The organism is Pseudomonas sp. Pdm06, from assembly GCF_014851795.1.
GTDB classification, from domain to species: Bacteria; Pseudomonadota; Gammaproteobacteria; order Pseudomonadales; family Pseudomonadaceae; genus Aquipseudomonas; species Aquipseudomonas fluorescens_AA.
In genome coordinates this window covers 161159-184936 of sequence record NZ_JACVAH010000016.1, presented here as the reverse complement: position 1 = coordinate 184936, position 23778 = coordinate 161159, and the positions used below count along the sequence as shown (strand labels likewise).

Below are 23778 nucleotides of genomic sequence, written 5' to 3'. Positions count from 1 at the left end.
TTTAGAAAACTAATGAAATCCAATGTGGGAGCGAGCTTGCTCGCGATGAGGCCATTACATTCAACATCTCTGTCGGCTGTTATACCGCCATCGCGAGCAAGCTCGCTCCCACAAGGTCTTGCATTCCAATCAGGGGATCGGTGAGCAATCAGACAGCGGCGTTATAGAACTGCTCGCTGCTCTTCTGCTCCACCAGCGCCTGTTCGATCGCCGCCTGGTGCACTTCGTCGGCATGTTCTTCGCGGGCTTCGGGCTGGATGCCCAGGCGTGCGAACAATTGCATGTCCTTGTCGGCTTGCGGGTTGGCGGTGGTCAACAGCTTGTCGCCGTAGAAAATCGAGTTGGCGCCGGCAAAAAATGCCAGGGCCTGCATCTGCTCGTTCATCGCTTCACGGCCAGCGGACAGGCGCACATGGGACTGGGGCATCATGATCCGCGCCACGGCAAGCATGCGGATGAAATCGAACGGATCGATGTCTTCGGCATTCTCCAGCGGCGTGCCAGCGACTTTGACCAGCATGTTGATCGGCACCGATTCCGGGTGCTCCGGCAGGTTCGCCAGCTGGATCAGCAGGTTGGCGCGGTCGTCCAGGGACTCGCCCATGCCCAGGATGCCGCCGGAGCAGATCTTCATCCCCGAATCACGCACATAGGCCAGGGTTTGCAGGCGCTCGCTGTAGGTACGGGTGGTAATGATGCTGCCGTAGAACTCCGGCGAGGTATCGAGGTTGTGGTTGTAGTAGTCCAGGCCAGCCTGGGCCAGCGCTTCGGTCTGTTCCTGGTCGAGGCGGCCCAGGGTCATGCAGGTTTCCAGGCCCATGGCCTTCACGCCTTTGACCATTTCCAGCACATACGGCATGTCCTTGGCCGACGGATGTTTCCAGGCCGCGCCCATGCAGAAACGGGTCGAACCGATGGCCTTGGCCCGCGCAGCCTCTTCGAGGACCTTCTGCACTTCGAGCAATTTCTCTTTATCCAGACCGGTGTTGTAGTGACCGGACTGCGGACAATATTTGCAATCTTCCGGGCAAGCGCCAGTCTTGATCGACAGCAGCGTGGAAACCTGGACGCGGTTGGCGTCGAAGTGCGCGCGGTGCACGGTCTGCGCCTGGAACAACAGGTCATTGAATGGCTGGACAAAGAGTGCTTTGACTTCGGCCAAAGACCAGTCATGACGCAGGTTGGCAGTGGTGCTGGCGCTCATGGGCATTTCCTTGATTATGCTTGGCTGGCGCCTGGGGCACGGAATACCCACAGGCGCGACACGGATGTTCGGCATATTTAAGGAAGAGCCATGCGCTGTCAACCACGATACAAAGGACCGGTTTACATCTGGTTAAAAAACAAACAATTCTGCCTGCTGTGCGGCGAAAGCACTGATACCCCGCAGCCTATCTGCACCCCTTGCGAAAGCGAGCTGCCCTGGCTCGGCGATCAATGCAGCATTTGCGCCCTGCCACTGCCCATGGCCGGACTGCGTTGCGGCCAATGTGCCTCGCGGCCGCCGGCCTTCGAGCGGGTCCTGGCACCCTGGGCCTACGACTTCCCGGTGGACAGCCTGATCACTCGCTTCAAGCATCAGGCGAAATGGCCCCTTGGCCGGCTGCTGGGCGAACTGCTGGCGCAATCGCTGCAACATCATTTCGACGAAGGGCTGGAACGGCCCGACGCACTGGTACCGGTGCCACTGGCAACCCGGCGTTTGCGCCAGCGCGGTTTCAACCAGGCGACACTGCTGGCCCGCTGGCTCAGTGGGCCGCTGGCGATCCCTTGCGAAGAAAACCTGCTGCGACGCACCCAGGACACGCCCGCCCAACAGGCCCTCGACGCCAGGGCCCGGCGACAAAACCTGCGCCAGGCCTTTGCCCTCGCGCCCCAGGCAACGTTACGCAATCGTCACCTGGCGCTGGTCGACGATGTGCTGACCACCGGCGCCACCGCCCAGGCCCTGGCCGCCCTGTTACTCGATGCCGGCGCGGCGCGGGTCGATGTGTATTGCCTGGCCCGCACACCGAAACCCGGTGAACCGGCTTGACGTGCCGCGTCCAAGGCGCCAACGTCCGCTCATCGACTTTTGCACGCAGTTTGCCGTCATGTCATTGCCCACGCTTCTGACCCAACACATCGTTCGGCGACCACAACGCATCGCCCTGTTGCAGCACATCGCCGAACAGGGCTCGATCACCCGCGCCGCCAAGAGCGCGGGCCTGAGCTACAAGGCGGCATGGGATGCCATCGATGAGTTGAACAACCTCGCAGACCATCCGTTGGTGGAACGCAGCGTCGGCGGCAAGGGCGGTGGCGGCGCGAGACTGTCGCAGGAAGGCCAACGCGTGCTGCGCCTGTATCAGCGCCTGCAAGCGCTGCAGGCGCAACTGCTGGAAGCCAGCGAAGACGCCGGGGACCTGGGCCTGCTCAGTCGCCTGATGCTGCGCACCAGTGCCCGCAATCAATTGCATGGCAAGGTCCTGGGCATCGAGGCCCAGGGGCACAACGACCGGGTACACCTGGAACTGGCCCGGGGCCTGGTCATCGAAGCGCGGATCACCCATGACAGCACGTTGCGCCTCGAGCTGGCTGTCGGCACCGATGTGGTGGCGCTGATCAAGGCTGGCTGGCTGGAATTGCACCCCGTCGAACAAGCGGAAAAACCGGGGATCAATACGCTGCGCGGCCTGATCGAGCAGGTCGACGCCGCCGAAGACGGCCCCAGCGAAGTGCGCATCGGCCTGCCCAACGGCCAGACACTGTGCGCCCTGGCCGACCCGCTTCAGTTGCAAGCGCAGGACCTGGCAGCCGGCTCACCGGTGCAAGTGACGTTTTCAGCGACAAATGTGCTGCTCGGCACACCGCTGTAGCGCGCTGCAACAATAGCTTCATCGACCCGCTTTAAGGTGACTGCCAAAACCAGCAGGGAGCCTGATGATGAGCCTATTAGAAGAAAACCAATCCACCGACCTGGAAAAGATCGTCGGCCTGAGCCGGCGCAGTTTCATCAGCGCCGGCGCCCTGTGCGGCGCGGCGATGTTCCTGGGCGGCAACCTGCTGAGCCGCAGCGTGCTGGCCGCCGCCGTGAGCGAAGGCAACAGCCGGCTGCTGGGTTTCAACAGCATCGCCGCCGCCACGGCCGACACCATCACGCTGCCGCCAGGCTACAAGGCCTCGGTGCTGATCAGTTGGGGCCAGCCGCTGCAGAAAAATGCACCGGCGTTCGACCCCAGTGGCAATGGAACAGCCCGCGCACAGGAAGTGCAGTTTGGCGACAACAACGACGGCATGAGCCTGTTCGAATTCCCCGGCGACAAGAACCGGGCGCTGATGGCGATCAACAACGAATACACCAACTACCGCTACCTCTTCCCCCACGGCGGCCAGCCGCAGTCGGCCGAAGACGTGCACAAGGCCCAGGCCAGCGAAGGGGTGTCGGTGATCGAGGTCCAGCGTCGTCGCGGCCAGTGGCAGTTCGTCCAGGAATCGCGTTACAACCGCAGGATCCACGGCAACACGCCGATTCGCCTGCGTGGTCCGGCCGCCGGCCACGACCTGCTGAAAACCGGTGCCGACAAGAGCGGCAAGAAAGTGCTGGGCACCTTCCAGAACTGCGCCAACGGCATGACGCCGTGGGGCACCTACCTGACCTGCGAAGAAAACTTCACCGACTGCTTCGGCAGCAGCAAGACCGACCTGCAGTTCGATGAGGCGCAAAAGCGCTACGGCGCCACCGTCACCAGCCGCGAGATCAACTGGCACCTGTACGACCCGCGTTTCGACCTGGCGAAGAACCCCAACGAGCTCAATCGCCATGGTTGGGTGGTGGAAATCGATCCGTTCGATCCAGAATCCACGCCGGTGAAACGCACCGCCCTGGGCCGCTTCAAACACGAAAACGCCGCTCTGGCACAAACCAACGACGGTCGCGCCGTGGTGTACATGGGCGACGATGAACGTGGTGAGTTCATCTACAAGTTCGTCAGCCGCGAGCGCATCAATCATCGCAATGCCAAGGCCAACCGCAACCTGCTGGACCACGGCACCTTGTACGTGGCGCGCTTCGATGCCGGCGACGGCAACCCGGACCACCCCAAAGGCAAGGGCCAGTGGATCGAGTTGACCCACGGCAAGAACGGCCTCGACGCCAGCAGTGGCTTCGCCGACCAGGCCGAGGTGCTGATCCATGCGCGCCTGGCCGCCAGCGCCGTGGGTGCCACCCGCATGGACCGCCCTGAGTGGATCGTGGTCAGCCCGAAAGACGGCCAGGTCTATTGCACCCTGACCAACAACTCCAAGCGCGGCGAGGACGGCCAACCGGTGGACGGGCCGAACCCTCGGGCCAAGAATGTCTACGGGCAGATCCTGCGCTGGCGCACCGACCGCGACGATCATGCCGCCAAGACCTTCTCCTGGGATCTGTTCGTGGTCGCCGGCAACCCGACGGTACACGCCGGCACGCCGAAAGCCGGGTCGTCCAATATCAACCCGCAGAACATGTTCAACAGCCCCGACGGCCTGGGCTTCGACAAGGCCGGCCGGCTGTGGATTCTCACCGACGGCGACTCCAGCAACGCCGGGGACTTCGCCGGCATGGGCAACAACCAGATGCTCTGCGCCGACCCCAACAGTGGCGAAATCCGCCGCTTCATGGTCGGACCGGTGGGCTGCGAAGTGACCGGGATCAGTTTTGCCCCGGACCAGAAAGCCTTGTTCGTCGGGATCCAGCATCCCGGGGAAAACGGTGGTTCGACCTTCCCTGAGCACCTGCCCAACGGCAAGCCTCGGTCTTCGGTGATGGTGATTACCCGGGAAGATGGCGGGGTCATCGGCGCCTGATAGGGCCTCATCGCGAGCAAGCTCGCTCCCACAATGTGGACTGCCCCCAAAAAGTTGGACACCCATCTGACTTTTGGGGGCAGTCCAATGGATCCGCTATCCCTGTGGGAGCGAGCTTGCTCGCGATAACGTCAGCACAGCCGCCACCTATCTGCCTCTGTCTGCGCTACCATGCTGTGCCGGACGCGGCAGCCCTGCCGCTGCGCAGGAGTCAGCATGTCCCATCCGTTTGAAACCCTCACGCCCGACCTGGTGCTCGATGCCGTTGAAAGCATCGGCTTTCTCAGCGACGCCCGCGTGTTGGCCCTCAACAGCTACGAGAACCGCGTCTATCAGGTGGGCATCGAAGATTCCGAGCCGCTGATCGCCAAGTTCTATCGCCCCCAGCGCTGGACCAACGAAGCGATCCTGGAAGAGCACAGCTTTACCTTCGAGCTGGCCGAATACGAAGTGCCCGTGGTGGCGCCGCTGATCCACAACGGCGCCAGCCTGCACGAACACGCCGGGTTTCGTTTCACCCTGTTTCCTCGTCGCGGTGGCCGGGCGCCAGAGCCGGGCAATCTCGACCAACTCTATCGCCTGGGACAATTGCTCGGACGCCTGCACGCGCTCGGGGCGACCCGGCCGTTCGAGCATCGCGAAGCCCTGGGCGTGAAAAATTTCGGCCACGATTCATTGGCCACCGTGTTGGCTAGCGGCTTCGTTCCCCGCAGCCTGCTGCCGGCCTATGAGTCGGTCGCCCGGGACTTGCTCAAGCGCGTCGAAGAGGTCTACGCCGCCACGCCCCACCAGAACATCCGCATGCACGGCGATTGCCACCCCGGCAACATGATGTGCCGCGACGAGGTGTTTCACATCGTCGACCTGGACGACTGCCGCATGGGCCCGGCGGTGCAGGACTTGTGGATGATGCTCGCCGGCGATCGCCAGGAGTGCCTGGGGCAATTGTCGGAACTGATGGACGGCTACCGTGAGTTCCACGACTTCGACCCGCGTGAACTGGCGCTGATCGAACCGCTGCGAGCCCTGCGCCTGATGCACTACAGCGCCTGGCTGGCACGGCGCTGGGACGACCCGGCGTTCCCCCGCAGCTTCCCGTGGTTCGGCAGCGAGCGCTACTGGGGCGACCAGGTGCTGGCATTGCGCGAGCAATTGGCGGCGCTCAATGAAGAGCCGTTGAAGTTGTTCTGATGAGCGCCGCGGATCCCCTTGTGGGAGCGAGCTTGCTCGCGATGGCGATCGAACACTCGACACCTCTGTCGACTGACACATCGCTATCGCGAGCAAGCTCGCTCCCACAAAGGGATTTGCGCTGGAACGCTCACAAAGGTTCACAGCACAACCAGACAAATCTCCTTACAATCACGCCTTTGTTAGCTGCCTAAGCAAGGATTCTGCATGCAAGCCGCCAACCCGCGTCGCGGGTATATCCTGGGCCTGAGTGCCTACATCATCTGGGGTCTGTTCCCGATCTACTTCAAGGCCATCGCCAGCGTACCGTCAGTGGAAATCATCATCCACCGGGTGCTGTGGTCGGCCCTGTTCGGTGCGGCATTGCTGCTGGTCTGGAAACACCCGGGCTGGTGGCGCGAACTGCGGGACAATCCACAGCGCCTGGCGATTCTCGCCCTGAGCGGGACACTGATCGCGGCCAACTGGCTGACCTACGTCTGGGCGGTGAACAACGAACGCATGCTCGAAGCCAGCTTGGGTTACTACATCAACCCGCTGGTGAACGTGTTGCTGGGCATGTTGATCCTCGGCGAGCGCCTGCGCCGCATGCAATGGCTGGCGGTGGGGCTGGCGGCCATCGGCGTGGCGCAGCAGGTCTGGCAAGTGGGCAGCCTGCCGTGGGTGTCGCTGGTGCTGGCGCTGACCTTCGGTTTCTATGGGCTGATCCGCAAACAAGCGCCGGTCAAGGCATTGCCGGGGCTGGTGGTGGAAACCTGGATGCTGGTGCCGATCGCCATCGCCTGGTTGCTGTTCAATCCCACGGCCACCAGTGCCCAGGCCGCGTTCTGGACCACCTCCGAAGCCTGGTGGCTGGTGGCGGCCGGCCCCGTGACACTGGTTCCGCTGGTGTGCTTCAACGCCGCGGCCCGGCATTTGCCCTACACCACCCTGGGGTTTCTCCAGTACATCGCGCCGACGCTGGTGCTGTTACTCGCCGTGCTGCTGTTCGGTGAGCACCTGTCGTCCAGCACGCTGGTGGCGTTCCTGTTCATCTGGGCCGGGCTGGCGGTGTACAGCGTCGATGCGGTGATCAGCATGCGCCGGCGCAGCTGATCAAAAAACGCACAACCCTCTACAGGCCACGTGCGCCGTGGCCTGCGCTTATCCTTCCCAAGGTTATCCACAGCGTGATCCCCGCCGTTTGTGCACAAACCCTTGAAAACTGGTGATTTTTTGATCATTGGCCGCTGAGCCCCGGCGGGCCTGGGCTGGGGCCGGGTCTCTACAGGTTATCCACAGGCAGGCGCAGTTTTTCCTTGGATAACCTTCATTACACTTCGTCGCTGAGCTTGAGCTCCACCATCAACTCATCGGCCAAGGTTTCCAGACGTTCCTGCAAGGTCTCCAGGGACAAGGTCAAGGGCACGCCCAGGATCGCTTCGGCATGAAACAGCAGCTCGCTGCTCATCGGTGCCGGCCGGACATGAGTCACCAGACGCTCGACATTGACGCCCTGCTCGCTCAACAACCGGGTGATGTCCCGCACGATACCGGGACGATCGTTGCCCACCAACTCCATGGTGATGGGTTTCCAGGTGCAGGACTCCTCAACGGCGCTTTCAGCGATCAATACGTGGATGCCGTGGGCCGCCAGCCCCTGCAAGGCTTCGATCAATTCTTCATGGGCCTCGGCCGGGGCGCTGAAGCGCACAATCCCGGCAAATTGCCCGGCCAGATGCGCCATGCGGCTTTCCAGCCAGTTACCGCCATGTTCGACAATGCAATCGGCGATGCGCTCGACCTGCCCGGGCTTGTCCGGGGCTAAAACAGTGATGACGAGGTGGTCCATGGCGCAGTCCTCTTGTTGATGGAAGGGACAGTATAGGCAAGGCAGAAAATCAACACGGTCGCGCTTTCACGGCAATGGAACACGCTTCCGCCGGACCCCGTAGGAGCTGTCGAGTGCAACGAGGCTGCGATCTTGTCGGTATCAATTGAGTCGAAAGCGAAAGATCAAAAGATCGCAGCCTTCGGCAGCTCCTACAACGGAATATGTGTACGAATCTTAGATTTATCTGGAACAATCCATAAGTTTTTTGAGAACATCCTGTGCCGCGCCGTGACTGTACTGCTTTAGTCGGTCGCGGAACGACGCAATTAGTCTAATTTTCACAACCGCAACTGATCATGTAGTATGCCGCAGCGCGCACTACATAATCGTGACACCCCTGTTGTACCGATGTCTGCTTAAGGCCAGTCGCATCCCTGAAAAGCCCCGTCAGCAAGGCTTGAATACCCAGCCGCCAGCGATGGCATGTACTGGTTCCGGGGTTTGTGGTTTAAATGTCCCGAGGCTTCATTGTCAAAATCGAAGAGCTGAAAAGCGAAATAGCTGAGCAGAGTGAGGCAAGCAATGACTGAACACGTTCAAGTCGGTGGCCTGCAGGTCGCCAAAGTCCTGTTCGACTTCGTGAATAACGAAGCCATTCCCGGAACCGGCCTCACCGCCGACGCATTCTGGGCCGGTGCCGACAAGGTCATCCACGACCTGGCCCCGAAGAACCAAGCCCTACTCGCCAAACGCGATGATTTCCAGGCGCGGATCGATGCCTGGCACCAGGCCCGTGCCGGCCAGGCCCACGACGCCGTGGCTTACAAAGCCTTCCTGCAAGACATTGGCTACCTGCTGCCAGAAGCGGCGGATTTCCAGGCCACGACCCAGAACGTCGATGACGAAATCGCCCGCATGGCCGGTCCACAGCTGGTGGTACCGGTGATGAACGCCCGCTTCGCCCTCAATGCCTCGAACGCCCGCTGGGGTTCGCTGTACGACGCGTTGTACGGCACCGATGCCATCAGCGAAGCCGATGGCGCGGAAAAAGGCAAAGGCTACAACAAGGTGCGCGGCGACAAGGTCATCGCCTTCGCCCGCGCCTTCCTCGACGAAGCGGCCCCCCTGGCGGCCGGCTCCCATGTCGACTCCACCGCGTATAAGATCGTCGACGGCAAACTGGTCGTCGCCCTCAAGGGCGGCAGCAACAGCGGCCTGCGTGACGATGCCCAGTTGATCGGCTTCCAGGGCGATGCCTCGGCACCGACTGCCGTGCTGCTGAAACACAACGGCCTGCACTTCGAAATCCAGATCGATGCCAGCACGCCCGTCGGCCAGACCGATGCCGCCGGCGTCAAAGACATCCTGATGGAAGCAGCGCTGACCACCATCATGGACTGCGAAGACTCGGTCGCCGCCGTCGACGCCGATGACAAAGTGGTGATCTACCGCAACTGGCTCGGCTTGATGAAGGGTGACCTGTCGGAAGAAGTCGCCAAGGGCGGCCAGACGTTTACCCGGACCATGAACCCTGACCGTGTCTACACCGCCGTCGACGGCTCGGGCGTGACCCTGCACGGCCGCTCGCTGCTGTTCGTGCGTAACGTCGGCCATCTGATGACCATCGACGCGATCCTGGACAAGCACGGCAACGAAGTGCCGGAAGGCATCCTCGACGGCCTGGTCACCAGCCTGGCGGCGATCCACAGCCTCAACGGCAACACCTCGCGCCGCAACAGCCGCACCGGCTCGGTGTACATCGTCAAGCCGAAGATGCACGGCCCGGAAGAAGCCGCGTTCACCAACGAGCTGTTCGGTCGCGTCGAAGACGTGCTGAACCTGCCGCGCAACACCCTCAAGGTCGGGATCATGGACGAGGAGCGCCGTACCACGGTCAACCTCAAGGCCTGCATCAAGGCCGCCAGCGAACGCGTAGTGTTCATCAACACCGGCTTCCTCGACCGTACCGGCGATGAAATCCACACCTCCATGGAAGCCGGCCCGATGGTGCGCAAGGCCGACATGAAAGCCGAGAAGTGGATCGGCGCCTATGAAAACTGGAACGTCGATATCGGCTTGAGCACCGGCCTGCAAGGTCGCGCGCAAATCGGCAAGGGCATGTGGGCGATGCCGGACCTGATGGCCGCGATGCTCGAACAGAAAATCGCTCATCCGCTGGCCGGTGCCAACACCGCCTGGGTTCCCTCGCCGACCGCCGCCGCCCTGCACGCGCTGCATTACCACAAGGTCGACGTGTTCGCTCGCCAGGCCGAACTGGCCAAGCGCACTCGCGCTTCGGTGGACGACATCCTGACCATCCCGCTGGCCGTCAACCCGAACTGGACGCCGGAGCAGATCAAGAACGAACTGGACAACAATGCCCAGGGCATCCTTGGCTACGTGGTGCGCTGGATCGACCAGGGCGTCGGCTGCTCCAAGGTGCCGGACATCAACGACATCGGCCTGATGGAAGACCGTGCGACGCTGCGTATCTCCAGTCAGCACATCGCCAACTGGCTGCGCCATGGAATCGTTACGCAAGACCAGGTAATGGAAAGCCTCAAGCGCATGGCGCCAGTGGTCGACCGCCAGAACGCCAGCGACCCGCTGTACCGGCCACTGGCGCCAGACTTCGACAGCAACATCGCCTTCCAGGCGGCGGTCGAACTGGTGATCGAAGGCACGAAGCAACCTAACGGCTACACCGAGCCGGTGCTGCACCGTCGCCGTCGCGAGTTCAAGGCCGCCAATGGGTTGTGATTGAGCGCTAGACGCGGCACAAAAAAAGCCCTGATCGAAAGATCAGGGCTTTTTCATTTGCACGGCATCACCTCGCCACGACAGCACTTCGGCACAAATACGACAGGCTACAGATCCATCCCCAACTCATGCTTGACCAACCCCAGCAGCTTGTCGGTATCGATCGGTTTGAGCAGAAAGTCCACCACGCTCAAGTGCATGGCTTCGATGGCGTCCTTCACGTCGGCATCGCCTGACACGATGATGATCGGCAGAGCCGCCCGCTCGGACTCGCGCACCAGGCGGACCAGTTCCAGGCCATCGACATTGCCCATGCGCAGGTCGGTGATCAGCAGGCCGATCGACGGCTTGGTTTCCAGCATCTTGAGTGCCGTTTCGCCGCTGGCGGCGGTCATGCAGTGAATCCCATCCAATGCCAGGATCTCCGACAACAGCTCGCGAGCGTCTTTATCGTCATCGACGATCAAGACGCGCTGCGGCGGCAGGTCAGGTTCCAACATGACGGCACTCAGCGCCTCGCGCTCGGCGTCACTCAAAATATCGTGGTCGGACATGGTGCTCTCTACGTTCTTTAAATCGATCCCCTGGCACAGTGGTCAGACATCGTTCTGCGGCGCTTCAATGTGCACTTCGTCGGATTTTTTTCCAAGAACATTCAATGAAGATTTTTCTGACGCCTGGCGTAAGACTTTTCCGTGAGTCCGGCCCTTAGGCCGCGACCTAGACTTACGTCCAATGGGCACCCCGCGCTGAGGGGCCGACCATGTAGAACAGATCCGACCACAACAATTCGAATAAGACTGCGTAATGGTTATGAAAAAAGCGGACGCCTTCATCCAGGCAGGGAAAACCGCGGTGTTGCAAAACATCCAGGGGACGCTGCAGTTTCTCCAGCGCTTTCCGCCGTTCAACCAAATGGAAAACGCCCACCTGGCCTATCTGGTGGAGCAATGCCTGCTGCGTTTCTACGCCCCGGGCGACACCATCATCAAACCGGCCGACGGCCCGGTGGAGCACTTTTACATCGTCAAGCAGGGTCGGGTGGTGGGCGAACGCCCGCATTCGGCCAAAGGTGGCACCGAGACCACCTTCGAGATCACCACCGGCGAATGTTTCCCCCTGGCCGCACTGCTGGGCGAGCGGGCCACGCGCACCGAGCACCGGGCCGGCGAAGACACGTTCTGCCTGCAACTGAACAAACTGGCCTTCATCAAGCTCTTCGCCCTGTCCGCCCCGTTTCGCGATTTCGCCCTGCGCGGGGTCAGCAGCCTGCTCGACCAGGTCAACCAACAGGTCCAGCAGAAATCCGCACAAACCCTGGGCACCCAGTACTCCCTCAATACACGGCTGGGTGAATTGGCGATGCGCCATCCAGTCAGTTGCAGCCCGGACATGCCGCTGCGCGAAGCCGTGAAACTGATGCACGAGCAGCAGGTCGGCAGCATCGTGGTGGTCAATGAGCAAAAAGCGCCAGTGGGGATTTTCACTTTGCGCGACCTGCGGCAGGTGGTGGCCGATGGTTCCGGGGACTTTTCCCAGGCCATCGCAGGCCACATGACCCAGGCCCCCTTCTTCCTTTCGCCGGACCACAGCGCCTTCGACGCGGCCATCGCCATGACCGAGCGCCACATCGCCCACGTCTGCCTGGTCAAGGATCAGCGCCTGTGTGGCGTGGTCTCGGAGCGCGATCTGTTTTCCTTGCAGCGCGTCGACCTGGTGCACCTGGCCCGGACCATCCGCAACGCCCCCAGGGTGGAAAACCTCGTGGCCCTGCGCGGCGAGATCGGCCAACTGGTGGAGCGCATGCTGGCCCACGGTGCGTCGTCGACCCAGATCACCCACATCATCACCCTGCTCAACGACCACACGGTGTGCCGCGTCATCGAGCTGACCCTGGCCGACAAAGGCGACCCGGGTGTGCCGTTCAGTTGGCTGTGTTTCGGCAGTGAAGGCCGGCGCGAGCAAACCCTGCACACCGACCAGGACAACGGCATATTGTTCGAAGCCCGGGACGCCGCCCATGCCGCGCAGATCCGCGGCCTGCTGTTGCCCATCGCCCAACAGATCAACCAGAGCCTGGCTCAGTGCGGCTTCACCTTGTGCAAGGGCAACATCATGGCCGGCAACCCCGAACTGTGCCTGTCCCGCGCCGAATGGGCCCGGCGCTTCGCGTCATTCATTCGCGAAGCGACGCCGGAAAACCTGCTGGGCTCGAGCATCTATTTCGACCTGCGGGTGGTCTGGGGCGATGAGCAAGGTTGCGAGCAGTTGCGCCAGCAGATCCTTGGTCAAGTGGCCGACAATCGCTTGTTCCAGCGCATGATGGCCGAGAACGCGCTGCGTCATCGCCCGCCCGTGGGACGCTTCAGGGACTTCGTGCTGAGCCGCAAGAATGGCGAAAAGGCGACCCTGGACTTGAAAGTGCAGGGCCTGACGCCCTTCGTCGACGGTGCCCGCCTGCTGGCCCTGGCCAACGGCATCGAAGCCAACAATACCTTGGAGCGCCTGCGACAACTGGTCGTCAAGGAAGTGATCGAACCCCTCGATGGCGCGGCCTATGAAGAGGCCTATCACTTCATCCAGCAGACCCGCATGCAGCAACACCAACTGCAAACCCGCGAGAACCTGCCCTATTCCAACCGCGTCGACCCCGACAGTCTCAACCATCTGGACCGACGCATCCTGCGCGAATCCCTGCGCCAGGCCCAACGCCTGCAAAGCAGCCTGACGCTGAGGTACCAGTTGTGAACCTGTTTTCCTGGCTGCGCCCGGCCCAGCCGACATTGCCCGACGCGCTGCAGCAGCGCCTGGAGCGCCTGCCCGCGCCCTCGCCACTGGGCGAAGGCGACCTGCGGGCGCAACGCTGGGTCGTTCTGGACCTGGAAACCACCGGGTTGAACCTGAACAAGGACCAGGTGCTGTCCATCGGCGCGGTGGTCATCGAAGACGGCGCCATCGACTTCAGCCAGCAATTCGAACGTACCTTGCAGTGCAATCAGCAAAAGCTCGGGCCCAGTGTGTTGATCCATGGCCTGGCGCCCAGTGCCATCGCCGCCGGCAGCGACCCGGCCGAGGCGCTGCTGGCGTTCATGGCGTTCGTGGGCGACAGCCCGCTGCTGGCCTTTCACGCGCCGTTCGATTCCCACATGCTCGGGCGCGCCTTGAAAGACCATCTGGGCTATCGCCTGCAGCATCCGTTCCTCGACGTGGCGGACTTGGCCCCGATGCTTTGTCCACAAGCCAACCTGCGCAAGTCCGGCCTGGACGAGTGGATCGACTGGTTCAAGCTGCAAGTCTTCGACCGCCACAACGCCAGCGCCGACGCCCTGGCCACGGCGGAACTGGCGCTGATCCTGTTCAGCCGCGCCCGCCAGCAACAGATCCACAGCCCGCTTGACCTGCAACAGCGCCTGGGCCAGTGGAAACGGCGGCAGCAGGCGCCTTCGCTTTAAATCCTCTGCTCCGAGAGTGGTTCACCTGTGGGAGCAAGGCTTGCCCGTGATGGCATCGCTTGGGATTGAGAGACTGACCGAGTCGCCTGCATCGCGGGCAAGCCTTGCTCCCACAGACTCATGCAGACCCACAAACTCACACCGCCCCACAGATCGGGTCCCGACCAGCGCCAATTGCTTTCCCGCCCCCGCCTCTGCCACAATCGCGAACAATTCTCGTTACTTAAAACATCGGTGATGCTCCGTGTCGTCAGTTCCTAGCCCCCACAGTGATTTGGTTGGTGCGTTGTACCGTGACCATCGCGCTTGGCTATTGGCATGGCTGCGACGCAACGTGGCGTGTGCGCACCGGGCGGAAGACCTGAGCCAGGACACTTTTGTACGCTTGCTGGGACGCGAGGACCTGAAGACGCCCCGCGAGCCCCGGGCATTTCTGGTGGCCATCGCCAAGGGCCTGTTGTTCGATTATTTCCGTCGAGCGGCATTGGAGCAGGCTTATCTCACCGAACTGATGCTGATCCCCGAGGCCGAGCAGCCCTCGGTGGAAGAACAGCAAATCATCCTGGAAGACCTCAAGGCCATCGATCGCCTGCTCGGCAAACTGTCGAGCAAGGCCCGTGCAGCCTTCCTCTATAACCGCCTCGACGGCCTCGGCCATGCCGAAATCGCCGAGCGCCTGGGGGTTTCGGTGCCGCGGGTACGGCAGTACCTGGCCCAGGGCATCCGACAGTGCTACATCGCCCTGTACGGTGAACCGACATGAGCCAGGCCCATGCCAAGCCGGTCTCGGCCAGCGTGCTGGATGCCGCCATTGCCTGGCAGCTGTCTTTGGACGCGAGCAACGCCCAGGAGCATGAAGCGTTCGCCCGCTGGCATGCCGCCGATGAAGAACACGCCCGGGCCTGGCGGCAATTGGGCATGCTCGACCAGCGCTTCAGCGTGGCCAACGGGCCGGCGCGGGCGGCGTTGCTGCAATCGCGGGTGAGCATTCGCCGACGGATACGCAAGATCGGCAGCGGCCTGGCCAGCGTCGTCGCGGTCATCGGCCTGGCGTTGTTTGCCAGTGAACGTCTGCCGCTGGATTACTGGCTGGCCGATCAGCGCACCGCGACAGGCGAGCAACGCACCCTGCGCCTGACCGACGGCACGCTGATCAACCTCAACACCCACAGTGCGCTGGACGTGCGTTTCGATGACAAGCAGCGCCGTATCGTCCTGCAGGAAGGCGAAATCCTGGTGGAAACCGGCCACGACGACCCGCGCCCGTTCATTGTCGAGACCCGCGAAGGCCGCCTGCGCGCGTTGGGCACACGATTCCTGGTCAAGCGTGAAGACGAAGGCACCCGCCTGAGCGTGTTGAAATCCGCCGTGGCGGCGCATCCCCAGGCCACGGACAGCGAACAGATCCTGCGCGAAGGCCAACAAGTGCTGATGCGCCGCGACGGCCTCGGGCCGACCGTTGCCCTGAGCCCCGGCGCCGATGCCTGGACCCGCGGCATGCTGGTGGTGGATAACGCGCGTCTTGAAGATCTGGTCCACGAGTTGGGACGCTATCGTCGCGGCTACCTGGGCGTCGAGCCACAAGTGGCCGATTTGCGCATCACCGGCAGCTTCCCGCTGCACAACACCGATCTGGCCCTGACGGCGCTGCTGCCGACCTTGCCGGTGCAGGTCGAGCATCACACCAAGTGGTGGGTGGTGGTGGGGCCACGGGCTGAAGCCAAGCCCTGAATGGCTTTATGTCAGGGATGGCCTCATCGCGAGCAAGCTCGCTCCCACATTGACCGGGTCGCCCACGAATCATCCTGTGGGAGCGAGCTTGCTCGCGATGAGGCCATTCGCTTCACCACAAAGCCACCAGCTGCAAAACGAATCTAAATTATTTTCATCCAGCCCTATCACTTTTCGACTTTCATCCGGCACCCAGGCAATTGAGAAATATTTCCATTCAGGAGCCGCCGTATGTCCCGCCCGCTAGACACCCTGTTGCGCCCCAGCCTGTTGGCCGTTGCCATTGCCTTCGCCGTCCCGTTGACCAGCGCCCCGCTGCTGGCCGCCGAACAAGCCACGAGCGTGCGCACCTACAACCTGCCCGCCGCGCCCCTGGCCAGCACCCTGAACCAGATCGCCAGCCAGGCCGGCCTCGCACTGAGCCTGAATCCGTCCCTGGCCTCGGGCAAGACCTCGGCCCCGGTCCAGGGCCAGTTCGACGCCACCGGCGCATTGCGCGAGGCCTTGCGCGGCACCGGCCTGCAACTGGAACAAAGCAGCGCTGGCACCTACAGCCTGGTGGCCGTGCCTGAAGGCGTCATGGCCTTGCCGGAAACCAGCGTGATCGGTGCCGGTCTCAGCGAAACCGCGTGGGGCCCGACCGAGGGCTACGTCGCCACCCGCACCGCCGCCGGCACCAAGACCGACACGCCGATCGTCGAACTGCCGCGCTCCGTCTCCGTGGTCACCCGCCAACAGATGGAGGACCGTTCTGTCCTCAACCTCAATGACGCCCTGCGCTACACCGCCGGCGTGCAAAGCAGCGGCTACGGCTCGGATTCGCGCAACGACTGGCTGTTGGTGCGCGGCTTCGTGCCGACCCAATTCCTCGATGGCCTGCCGCTGCCCAAGGGCAACTACATCACGCCGAAAATCGAGCCCTGGAACCTTGAGCGCATCGCCGTGCTGCGTGGCCCGGCCTCATCGGTCTACGGCCAGACGCCACCTGGCGGCATGCTGGACATGGTCAGCCGTCGCCCACAGACCGAAAGCAGCCATGAGGTCGAGCTGCAGGCCGGCAGCTACGAACATAAGCAGATCAACTTCGACAGCACCGGCAAAGTCGATGACGAAGGCCAGTTCCTCTATCGGGTCAGCGGCACCGTGCGCGACAGCAACTCCCAGGTCGACCACATCCCGGACAAGCGCTACAACCTCGCGCCGAGCCTGACCTGGAACATCAACGACGACACGCGCCTGACCTTCCTGTCCCAGTACACCCGCGACGACACCGGCATCACCGGGCAATTCCTGCCGCTGCAAGGCACCAAGCTGTCCTCGCCAGCAGGCAAGATTTCCCACCACAAGAACCTCGGCGATCCAGATTGGGAATTCTACGACCGTACCTACTACGCGCTCGGCTATGCGTTCGAACACCGCCTGAACGACACCTGGCAGTTCCGCCAGAACCTGCGCTACACCAAGAGCGACCTGGAAACCCAGGGCATCTCCGCTGGCGGGCAGTTCTGGCCGGCGGGGCCTGAGGAAGCAGTCAGCGCCGATGGCACCATCAAGCGCAGCGCCAGTGTCGTTGACGAAGACATCAGCCAGTTCGCCGTGGACAACAATTTCCAGGCCGATTTCCAGACCGGTGCCCTCAGCCACACCCTGCTGCTGGGGCTGGATCACCAGCGCTCCAACAGCAATTCGCGTTGGTTGTGGGGCTCGACCGGCGTGCCGACCAGCAACATCCACAACCCGACTTACGGACAGGATTTCTCCAACGTCCAGTACTTCACCATGTACGACTACAACCAGAAGACCAACCAGACCGGCCTGTATGTCCAGGACCAGATCGCCCTGGACAAATGGCGCCTGACCCTCGGCGGCCGCGAAGACTGGATTCACACCGGCACCGAATTCCACAACCAGAACAACGTCACCAACACCCAGCGCGACAAGAAATTCAGCGGCAACGCGGCGTTGAGCTACGTCTTCGATAACGGTGTGACGCCCTACATTTCCTTCGCCCAGTCGTTCCAGGCGGCGGCCGGTTCGACCGTCAACAGCACCGAAGCGTTCAAGCCAACAGAAGGCGAGCAGTACGAAGCCGGCATCAAGTATCAACCGCCGGGCACCAAAACCTTGCTGACGGCTGCGGTGTTCGACCTGACGCAGCAGAACAACTCGGTTACCGAAAACAACATCACTCGCCAAGTGGGCGAAGTTCGGGTGCGCGGCCTGGAACTGGAAGCCTCGGGCGACGTGACCGACAACCTGAAGCTGATCGGTTCCTACACCTACAACGACAGTGAAATCACCAAGGGCACCGCAGCGGAAAAAGGCAAGCGCATGGCCCAGGTGCCGCGCAACCAGGCCACCGCCTGGGCGGACTACACCTGGCACAACGGCCCGCTGGATGGCTTCGGTGTCGGCGCCGGTGTGCGTTATGTCGGCGACACCTACGGCAACACCACCAACACCGACTGGGGTCATGTCGGCTCCTATACCGTGTACGACGCCTCGGCCCATTACGACCTCGGGCGTTTGAACAAGACCCTCAAAGGCGTCACGGTGGCGGTGGACGCGAAGAACATTTTCAACAAGGACTACCTGTCCACTTGCGATGGCTTCTACTGCTACTACGGCGACCAACGCAACGTCGTCGCCAGCGTGAATTACAAATGGTAAACGGTTAGCATTTGCAAAACCTTTTGAGGGCACCTGTACCGAGACCTGCCAGTCAAATGAAATCCCTGTGGGAGCGAGCTTGCTCGCGAAGACGGCGTAACAGTCAACATTGATGTTGTCTGGCACACCGCTTTCGCGAGCAAGCTCGCTCCCACAGGTTTCACGGCTTGACTGAAGGGGCTCAGGCATCGAGGCCCTCTTGCATTCGGATCGCTCATGAAAAGCAAAACCATCCGCCGCTGGTCCTTCGTCCACACCTGGACCAGCCTGATCTGCACGGTGTTCCTGCTGATGCTGGCGATCACCGGGCTGCCGTTGATCTTCCACCATGAAATCGAGCATCTGCTGGGCGACGCTCCCGAGTTCCGGGAGATGCCTGCCGACACGCCACACCTGGACCTCCAGCAGTTAGTGGAAAAGGCCAAGGCCCATCGTCCGGGTGAAGTGGTCCAGTATTTTGGCTGGGACGAAGACGAGCCCAACGGCATCTTCACCATCATGGCGCCGACACCGGACACCGAGCCCAATTCCTCCCATACCTTCATGCTCGATGCGCGCACCGGCGAGGCCCTGGAAATGCCCTCGGCCAACGGCGGTTTCATGATGGTCATGCTGCGCCTGCACGTGGATATGTTCGCAGGTTTGCCGGGCAAGTTGCTGCTGGCGTTCATGGGGCTGTTGTTCGTGATCGCCATCGTTTCCGGGGTGGTCCTGTACCTGCCCTTCATGCGCCGGTTGAAGTTCGCCACAGTGCGCCAGGACAAATCCACGCGCCTGCGCTGGCTCGACCTGCACAACCTGATCGGCGTGGTGACGCTGGTCTGGGCGCTCACCGTGGGCGTCACTGGCGTGATTGCCGCGTGCGCCGACCTGATCATCGCCGCCTGGCGCAACGACAGCCTCAGCGCCATGGTCGAACCCTATCGCAACACCCCACCGCTGACGCAATTGGCCCCAGCCACCCGCTTGCTCGACATCGCCAAGGAGGTCGCGCCGGGCATGGAGCCTAGCTTCATCGCCTTCCCCGGCACGTTGTTTTCCAGCCAACACCACTACGGCGTGTTCATGAAAGGCAGCACCCACCTGACCTCGCACTTGCTGACGCCGGTATTGATCGATGCCAGTACTCTGGAGGTCACTGCGGTGGCCGAGCGGCCGTGGTACATGGACGTCATGAGCCTGTCTCTACCGTTGCACTTCGGCGACTACGGTGGCCGGCCGATGCAGATCTTCTGGGCCACCCTCGACGTGCTCACCATCATCGTCCTCGGCAGCGGCGTCTACCTGTGGCTGGTGCGGCGCAAAGCGGCCAAGCGTGCAACGGTCAGTACGGAGGTCGCCTCGTGAGGCCACGGCGGTCGAGTTTCTGGAAAGTGTTCGGCATGCCCGTGCTGATCGCCATTCTCTGCGCCGCCGGGCTGTTCAGTGCCTTGCTGGGGGACGGTCTGTGGGACGCCGTCAGTTGGCTGGGGTTGGGTATACCCTCCGTGTTGGCAGTGTGGGGACTGATCCCCCGCCGCTGAGTCATCCGGGCGTGCACTTGCCAGAGTGGGCGCCCCTTCTCTCTTCGTCATACGACAACCGCGAGCGCGCCGGCTGTTTCAGACCGCCCAGCCTTTGACATATTTGTTGACAAATTAATTCTTGACCCTCTATAAGTGCGCACGTTGTACGACAACCTACAACAAACCACGCCACGCCAAATCCAAAAATAATCGATGGTGAAGTGATGAAAATCAAAGGCATCCGCTGGTGGATGGTCGGCCTGGTCACGGCCGGCCTGATGGTCAACTACCTGGCTCGCAATACCCTCTCGGTGGCCGCTCCCACCCTGATGAGCGAAATGAATATCTCCACCGAGCAGTATTCCCACATCGTCGTGGCCTGGCAGGTCTGCTACGCGTTGATGCAACCGGTGGCCGGCTACATCATCGATGCCATCGGCACCAAGATGGGCTTCGCCATTTTCGCGTTCGCCTGGTCCATCGCCTGTGCCGCGGCGGCCATGGCGTCGGGCTGGCAGGGCCTGGCGTTTTTCCGCGGTTTGCTTGGCCTGACGGAAGCCGCCGGGCTGCCGGCTGCGGTAAAGACCTCTACCGAATGGTTCCCAGCCAAGGAACGCTCGGTGGCCATCGGCTGGTTCAACATCGGCTCCTCGATCGGCGCCGTGCTGGCTCCGCCGCTAGTGGTCTGGGCGATCCTGAACAGTGGTTGGGAGCTGGCGTTCCTGATCGTTGGCGGCCTGGGCGTGGCCTGGACGTTCCTCTGGCTGATCTTTTACAAGCATCCACGCGACCAGAAGCTCCTGGGCGACACCGAGCGCGATTACATCCTCAGCGGCCAGGAAGCTCACTTTCAAGAACCGACACCGAAGAAAGGCAGCTGGAAACGCATCATCGCCAGCCGCAACTTCTACGCCATCGCCAGTGCCCGGATCCTCTCCGAGCCGGCCTGGCAGACGTTCAACGCCTGGATCCCGCTGTACCTGATGACCGAGCGGCACATGAACATCAAGGAGATCGCGATGTTCGCCTGGTTGCCGTTCCTGGCCGCCGACCTCGGTTGCGTGCTGGGCGGCTACCTGAGCCCGTTCTTCCATAAATACTGCAAGGTGTCGTTGTTCACTTCGCGCAAAATGGTCCTGCTGTTCGGTGCGTCCTGCATGATCGGCCCAGCCTGCATCGGCCTGGTCGCCAGTCCGTACACAGCGATCGCCCTGCTGTGCATCGGCGGCTTTGCCCACCAGACCCTGTCCGGCGCGCTGTACGCCATCACGTCCGATTCGTTCGGCAAGAATGAAGTCGCCACCGCCACCGGCATGGGCGGGATGTTCGGTTACCTGGGCGCCGCCGCCTTCACGCTGCTGTTCGGCGTCATGGTGACCCAGATCGGCTACAGCCCACTGTTCGTGCTGCTGGCAATTTTCGATGTCATCGCCGCGTTCATCGTCTGGACTGTCGCCCGGGAACTCAAGCAGCAACCGACCACATCGGCGCCAGAGCCTCAGGCCCTTCAGCCGGCCGCCTGATGCATGGCGCGACCGGGCGCCTTCGCCTCGGTCGCGCCTGCCTTGAACACGGATGAACGCGCTATGCTGCGCAACAAGTCCCATTGAATCGAGATGTTGCCATGTCCACCCCCAGCATGACGCTGTTCCACAACCCCGCTTCGCCCTTCGTTCGCAAGGTCCTGGTGCTGCTGCACGAAACCGGTCAGCAGGACCGCGTGGCGTTGCAGCTCAGCCAGCTCACGCCGGTCAAGCCGGATCGGGCGCTGATCGAGGACAACCCGTTGAGCAAGATCCCGGCCCTGCGCCTGGCCAACGGGAGCGTGATTCATGACAGCCGGGTCATTCTCGACTACCTCGATCACCAGCATGTCGGCAACCCGCTGATCCCCCGGGACGGCGCGGCTCGCTGGCGGCGTTTGACCCTGGCCTCCCTGGCCGATGGAGTCATGGATGCGGCGGTGATGATCCGCTACGAAACCGCGCTACGTCCTGTGGAAAAACACTGGGACGAGTGGCTCGATGCGCAGCGGGACAAGATTCGCCGCGCCCTGGGCCTGCTGGAAGCCGAGGCGATCGCCGAACTGGCCAGCCATTTCGACGTGGCCTCCATCAGCGTGGCCTGCGCCCTGGGCTACCTGGACCTGCGCCATCCCGACCTGGAATGGCGCAAGGCCAACCCGCAATTGGCGGCGTGGTTTGCTGAGGTGAGCTTGCGGCCTTCAATGCTTGAAACAGTGCCCAAAGTCTAGTTCTGCACTGGCTGCACCGGCCCCATCGCGAGCAAGCTCGCTCCCACATCTGGCTTCATTACCTGGGTAAACGAGGTCTCCTGTGGGAGCGAGCTTGCTCGCGATAGGCCAATGCGACCCATCGGAAACAACCCGGCAATCAGCGCCACCAACATCGCGCCCTCCCGCTGATCCTCACGCAACCCCAACGACCGGCTCATTTCACCTCCCCCAGATCGAAGGCCATCGCAGCGGCCGGCTTCGCTCCGACCCCATACCAATCCAGCTTGCGGGTCAGCACCATGAACACGCCCAGCAGGCCGAACAGCAACAGCGACCCCATCAGCAACGCATAGTCCTCCGCGCTCAACAGGCCGTAGAGCAAACCGTACAAACCCGCCAGCCCTGCCGAAAACCCCAGGCCGTGGCTCACGCTGCGCAACACGTAGCAGACATAAAACCCGATCAGCACGACACAGGCACTGGCCGACACCAGGTACGCCAGGGTGAAGCCGATGTGCTCCGACAGCGACAACAGCAGCAGGTAGAAGAACGCCAGTGCCACACCCACCAAGGCATACTGGACCGGGTGGACGGCCAGGCTCTTGAGCACTTCGAAGAGAAAGAAGCCGGCGAACGTCAGGGCAATGAACAGCAACGCATATTTGATCGCCCGGTCGCTCTTGAGGTACTGGTCCACCGGGTCGATGAAGCTCACACCGAAGGCCCGGCTGCGGAACGCTTCACAGCCATCGCTCGGCTCGCAGGCTTGCAATGTTTCCAGCAGGTTGGTGGAGAAAAACGACGTCTGCCAGTCGGCACTGAAACCCTGCTCATTGATCTCGCGATTGCTGGGCAGATAGTTGCCAATGAAGCTCGGGTGCGGCCAGTCCGCCGACAAATGCACTTTGGTGGATTTGCCCACCGGCAGAATCTGGAACTCGCCAGTGCCTTGCAGGCGCAGGTCAAAACCGAAGGTCAGCTCGGGACCGCCCTGGGCGGTGATCATCGGCAGCGGCACATGCACACCCTGCCCCAGCCAGCCAAGCCGCGAACCGGGCAGGAAGTCGACGGTCTGCTGGTTCAGCGTCAGGGTCAGCGCGTTCTCGATGCCACGAATATCGCTGATGCCAACGCTCAAGTACGGTTCGTCGAAGCGGTAGTCGGCAAAGTCCTTGGCGGCGACACCGTAGCGCTCAGGCACCTTGAAGCGACCATCGATCCGGTTATCGGCGTGGAACATCCGCGCTTCGTAGATACCCCGGGCACGGGTTTCGGTGCGGACCTGGCCGTCGAGCTCGAATTGCTCGGGCAAGAAATACAACTCGCCCGTGCGCTCGACGGTTTCCAGGAAACGCACGCCGGTCTTCTCGTTGGTGTTCCAGACCTTCACGCTCTTGCGAAACGGCACCACGATCATCGGCCCGATCAATTGCTGGCTGTAGCTGGAGCTGCGGGCGATGTCCTGCAGCACACCGTCGCGCAATTCCTGGCGCTCATCGATGAGGCCGTTGATCATCAACAGAGGAATCATCAGCAAGAGAATCAAGAGGGCAATCATGCCCAGTTTTATGGCGAGGCTGCGGTTCATGTGGG

Annotated in this window: 19 protein-coding genes; 15 read left to right on the top strand and 4 right to left on the bottom strand. The window is 62.2% G+C overall.

Annotation, left to right across the window (positions count from 1 at the left end):
• Positions 1 to 148: 148 nt before the first annotated feature.
• Positions 149 to 1204, bottom strand: coding sequence for a biotin synthase BioB (gene bioB, locus IB266_RS24130; protein WP_014340550.1), 1056 nt, complete (start codon positions 1202 to 1204; stop codon positions 149 to 151).
• A gap of 90 nt (positions 1205 to 1294) precedes the next feature.
• Between bioB and IB266_RS24125 the strand changes: the two genes are divergently transcribed.
• The 5 genes from IB266_RS24125 (at position 1295) to rarD (ending at position 7113) form a co-directional block, all read left to right on the top strand.
• Positions 1295 to 2035 carry a ComF family protein gene (locus IB266_RS24125; protein ID WP_192262820.1) on the top strand — a complete coding sequence of 247 codons (741 nt, stop codon included), beginning with the start codon at positions 1295 to 1297 and terminating at the stop codon, positions 2033 to 2035.
• 58 nt (positions 2036 to 2093) lie between these two features.
• Positions 2094 to 2858 (top strand): TOBE domain-containing protein, encoded by a 765-nt coding sequence (locus IB266_RS24120; protein ID WP_192262818.1) that lies wholly within the window; start codon positions 2094 to 2096, stop codon positions 2856 to 2858.
• Between the two features lie 67 nt (positions 2859 to 2925).
• Positions 2926 to 4827, top strand: a complete 1902-nt coding sequence (locus IB266_RS24115) for a PhoX family protein (protein WP_192262816.1) — start codon at positions 2926 to 2928, stop codon at positions 4825 to 4827.
• A 216-nt stretch (positions 4828 to 5043) separates the two neighbouring features.
• Entirely contained in the window at positions 5044 to 6018 is a 975-nt protein-coding gene (locus IB266_RS24110) for a serine/threonine protein kinase (RefSeq protein ID WP_060740323.1), read from the top strand.
• Positions 6019 to 6225: 207 nt separating this feature from the next.
• A complete protein-coding gene (gene rarD / locus IB266_RS24105; protein ID WP_192262814.1) occupies positions 6226 to 7113 on the top strand; it encodes an EamA family transporter RarD in 888 nt (295 codons plus the stop codon).
• 217 nt (positions 7114 to 7330) lie between these two features.
• On the opposite strand, the gene IB266_RS24100 is transcribed toward rarD, so the two are convergent.
• On the bottom strand, positions 7331 to 7849 hold the full coding sequence (locus IB266_RS24100) for a glycine cleavage system protein R (RefSeq protein ID WP_192262812.1): 519 nt from the start codon (positions 7847 to 7849) through the stop codon (positions 7331 to 7333).
• A gap of 564 nt (positions 7850 to 8413) precedes the next feature.
• Between IB266_RS24100 and IB266_RS24095 the strand changes: the two genes are divergently transcribed.
• Positions 8414 to 10591, top strand: coding sequence for a malate synthase G (locus tag IB266_RS24095; RefSeq protein ID WP_192262810.1), 2178 nt, complete (start codon positions 8414 to 8416; stop codon positions 10589 to 10591).
• Between the two features lie 107 nt (positions 10592 to 10698).
• On the opposite strand, the gene IB266_RS24090 is transcribed toward IB266_RS24095, so the two are convergent.
• Positions 10699 to 11145, bottom strand: a complete 447-nt coding sequence (locus IB266_RS24090) for a response regulator (protein WP_060740319.1) — start codon at positions 11143 to 11145, stop codon at positions 10699 to 10701.
• 259 nt (positions 11146 to 11404) lie between these two features.
• Between IB266_RS24090 and IB266_RS24085 the strand changes: the two genes are divergently transcribed.
• From IB266_RS24085 to IB266_RS24045, 9 genes are all read left to right on the top strand, one after another.
• The gene (locus tag IB266_RS24085; RefSeq protein ID WP_318646602.1) at positions 11405 to 13339 is read left to right on the top strand and encodes a putative nucleotidyltransferase substrate binding domain-containing protein; all 1935 of its coding nucleotides are present in this window, start codon (positions 11405 to 11407) and stop codon (positions 13337 to 13339) included.
• Complete coding sequence (locus tag IB266_RS24080) at positions 13336 to 14043, top strand: PolC-type DNA polymerase III (protein ID WP_060740317.1); 708 nt, start codon at positions 13336 to 13338, stop codon at positions 14041 to 14043. The genes IB266_RS24085 and IB266_RS24080 overlap by 4 nt, the downstream gene beginning before the upstream one ends.
• Before the next feature lie 244 nt (positions 14044 to 14287).
• Positions 14288 to 14806 carry an RNA polymerase sigma factor gene (locus IB266_RS24075; RefSeq protein ID WP_060740316.1) on the top strand — a complete coding sequence of 173 codons (519 nt, stop codon included), beginning with the start codon at positions 14288 to 14290 and terminating at the stop codon, positions 14804 to 14806.
• On the top strand, positions 14803 to 15774 hold the full coding sequence (locus IB266_RS24070) for a FecR domain-containing protein (RefSeq protein ID WP_192262799.1): 972 nt from the start codon (positions 14803 to 14805) through the stop codon (positions 15772 to 15774). The genes IB266_RS24075 and IB266_RS24070 overlap by 4 nt, the downstream gene beginning before the upstream one ends.
• Before the next feature lie 231 nt (positions 15775 to 16005).
• Positions 16006 to 18444 (top strand): TonB-dependent siderophore receptor, encoded by a 2439-nt coding sequence (locus IB266_RS24065; RefSeq protein WP_192262797.1) that lies wholly within the window; start codon positions 16006 to 16008, stop codon positions 18442 to 18444.
• A gap of 216 nt (positions 18445 to 18660) precedes the next feature.
• Positions 18661 to 19791, top strand: coding sequence for a PepSY-associated TM helix domain-containing protein (locus IB266_RS24060; protein WP_192262795.1), 1131 nt, complete (start codon positions 18661 to 18663; stop codon positions 19789 to 19791).
• The gene (locus IB266_RS24055; protein ID WP_192262793.1) at positions 19788 to 19967 is read left to right on the top strand and encodes a hypothetical protein; all 180 of its coding nucleotides are present in this window, start codon (positions 19788 to 19790) and stop codon (positions 19965 to 19967) included. Before IB266_RS24060 ends, IB266_RS24055 begins: the two co-directional genes overlap by 4 nt.
• Positions 19968 to 20173: 206 nt before the next feature.
• Positions 20174 to 21472: an MFS transporter gene (locus tag IB266_RS24050; protein ID WP_192262791.1), complete on the top strand. Its 1299-nt coding sequence runs from the start codon at positions 20174 to 20176 to the stop codon at positions 21470 to 21472.
• A 101-nt stretch (positions 21473 to 21573) separates the two neighbouring features.
• On the top strand, positions 21574 to 22203 hold the full coding sequence (locus IB266_RS24045) for a glutathione S-transferase (protein WP_192262789.1): 630 nt from the start codon (positions 21574 to 21576) through the stop codon (positions 22201 to 22203).
• A gap of 196 nt (positions 22204 to 22399) precedes the next feature.
• Here the strand turns inward: IB266_RS24045 and creD are convergent, their stop codons facing one another.
• Positions 22400 to 23773, bottom strand: coding sequence for a cell envelope integrity protein CreD (gene creD, locus IB266_RS24040; protein WP_192262787.1), 1374 nt, complete (start codon positions 23771 to 23773; stop codon positions 22400 to 22402).
• Between the last annotated feature and the right edge of the window lie 5 nt (positions 23774 to 23778).

Excerpts from the sequence above, each read along its gene's own strand:
- bioB (WP_014340550.1), bottom strand. The coding sequence starts at position 1,204 with ATGAGCGCCAGCACCACTGCCAACCTGCGTCATGACTGGTCTTTGGCC.
- IB266_RS24125 (WP_192262820.1), top strand. The coding sequence starts at position 1,295 with ATGCGCTGTCAACCACGATACAAAGGACCGGTTTACATCTGGTTAAAA.
- IB266_RS24120 (WP_192262818.1), top strand. The coding sequence starts at position 2,094 with ATGTCATTGCCCACGCTTCTGACCCAACACATCGTTCGGCGACCACAA.
- IB266_RS24115 (WP_192262816.1), top strand. The coding sequence starts at position 2,926 with ATGAGCCTATTAGAAGAAAACCAATCCACCGACCTGGAAAAGATCGTC.
- IB266_RS24110 (WP_060740323.1), top strand. The coding sequence starts at position 5,044 with ATGTCCCATCCGTTTGAAACCCTCACGCCCGACCTGGTGCTCGATGCC.
- rarD (WP_192262814.1), top strand. The coding sequence starts at position 6,226 with ATGCAAGCCGCCAACCCGCGTCGCGGGTATATCCTGGGCCTGAGTGCC.
- IB266_RS24100 (WP_192262812.1), bottom strand. The coding sequence starts at position 7,849 with ATGGACCACCTCGTCATCACTGTTTTAGCCCCGGACAAGCCCGGGCAG.
- IB266_RS24095 (WP_192262810.1), top strand. The coding sequence starts at position 8,414 with ATGACTGAACACGTTCAAGTCGGTGGCCTGCAGGTCGCCAAAGTCCTG.
- IB266_RS24090 (WP_060740319.1), bottom strand. The coding sequence starts at position 11,145 with ATGTCCGACCACGATATTTTGAGTGACGCCGAGCGCGAGGCGCTGAGT.
- IB266_RS24085 (WP_318646602.1), top strand. The coding sequence starts at position 11,405 with ATGAAAAAAGCGGACGCCTTCATCCAGGCAGGGAAAACCGCGGTGTTG.
- IB266_RS24070 (WP_192262799.1), top strand. The coding sequence starts at position 14,803 with ATGAGCCAGGCCCATGCCAAGCCGGTCTCGGCCAGCGTGCTGGATGCC.
- IB266_RS24065 (WP_192262797.1), top strand. The coding sequence starts at position 16,006 with ATGTCCCGCCCGCTAGACACCCTGTTGCGCCCCAGCCTGTTGGCCGTT.
- IB266_RS24060 (WP_192262795.1), top strand. The coding sequence starts at position 18,661 with ATGAAAAGCAAAACCATCCGCCGCTGGTCCTTCGTCCACACCTGGACC.
- IB266_RS24050 (WP_192262791.1), top strand. The coding sequence starts at position 20,174 with ATGAAAATCAAAGGCATCCGCTGGTGGATGGTCGGCCTGGTCACGGCC.
- IB266_RS24045 (WP_192262789.1), top strand. The coding sequence starts at position 21,574 with ATGTCCACCCCCAGCATGACGCTGTTCCACAACCCCGCTTCGCCCTTC.
- creD (WP_192262787.1), bottom strand. The coding sequence starts at position 23,773 with ATGAACCGCAGCCTCGCCATAAAACTGGGCATGATTGCCCTCTTGATT.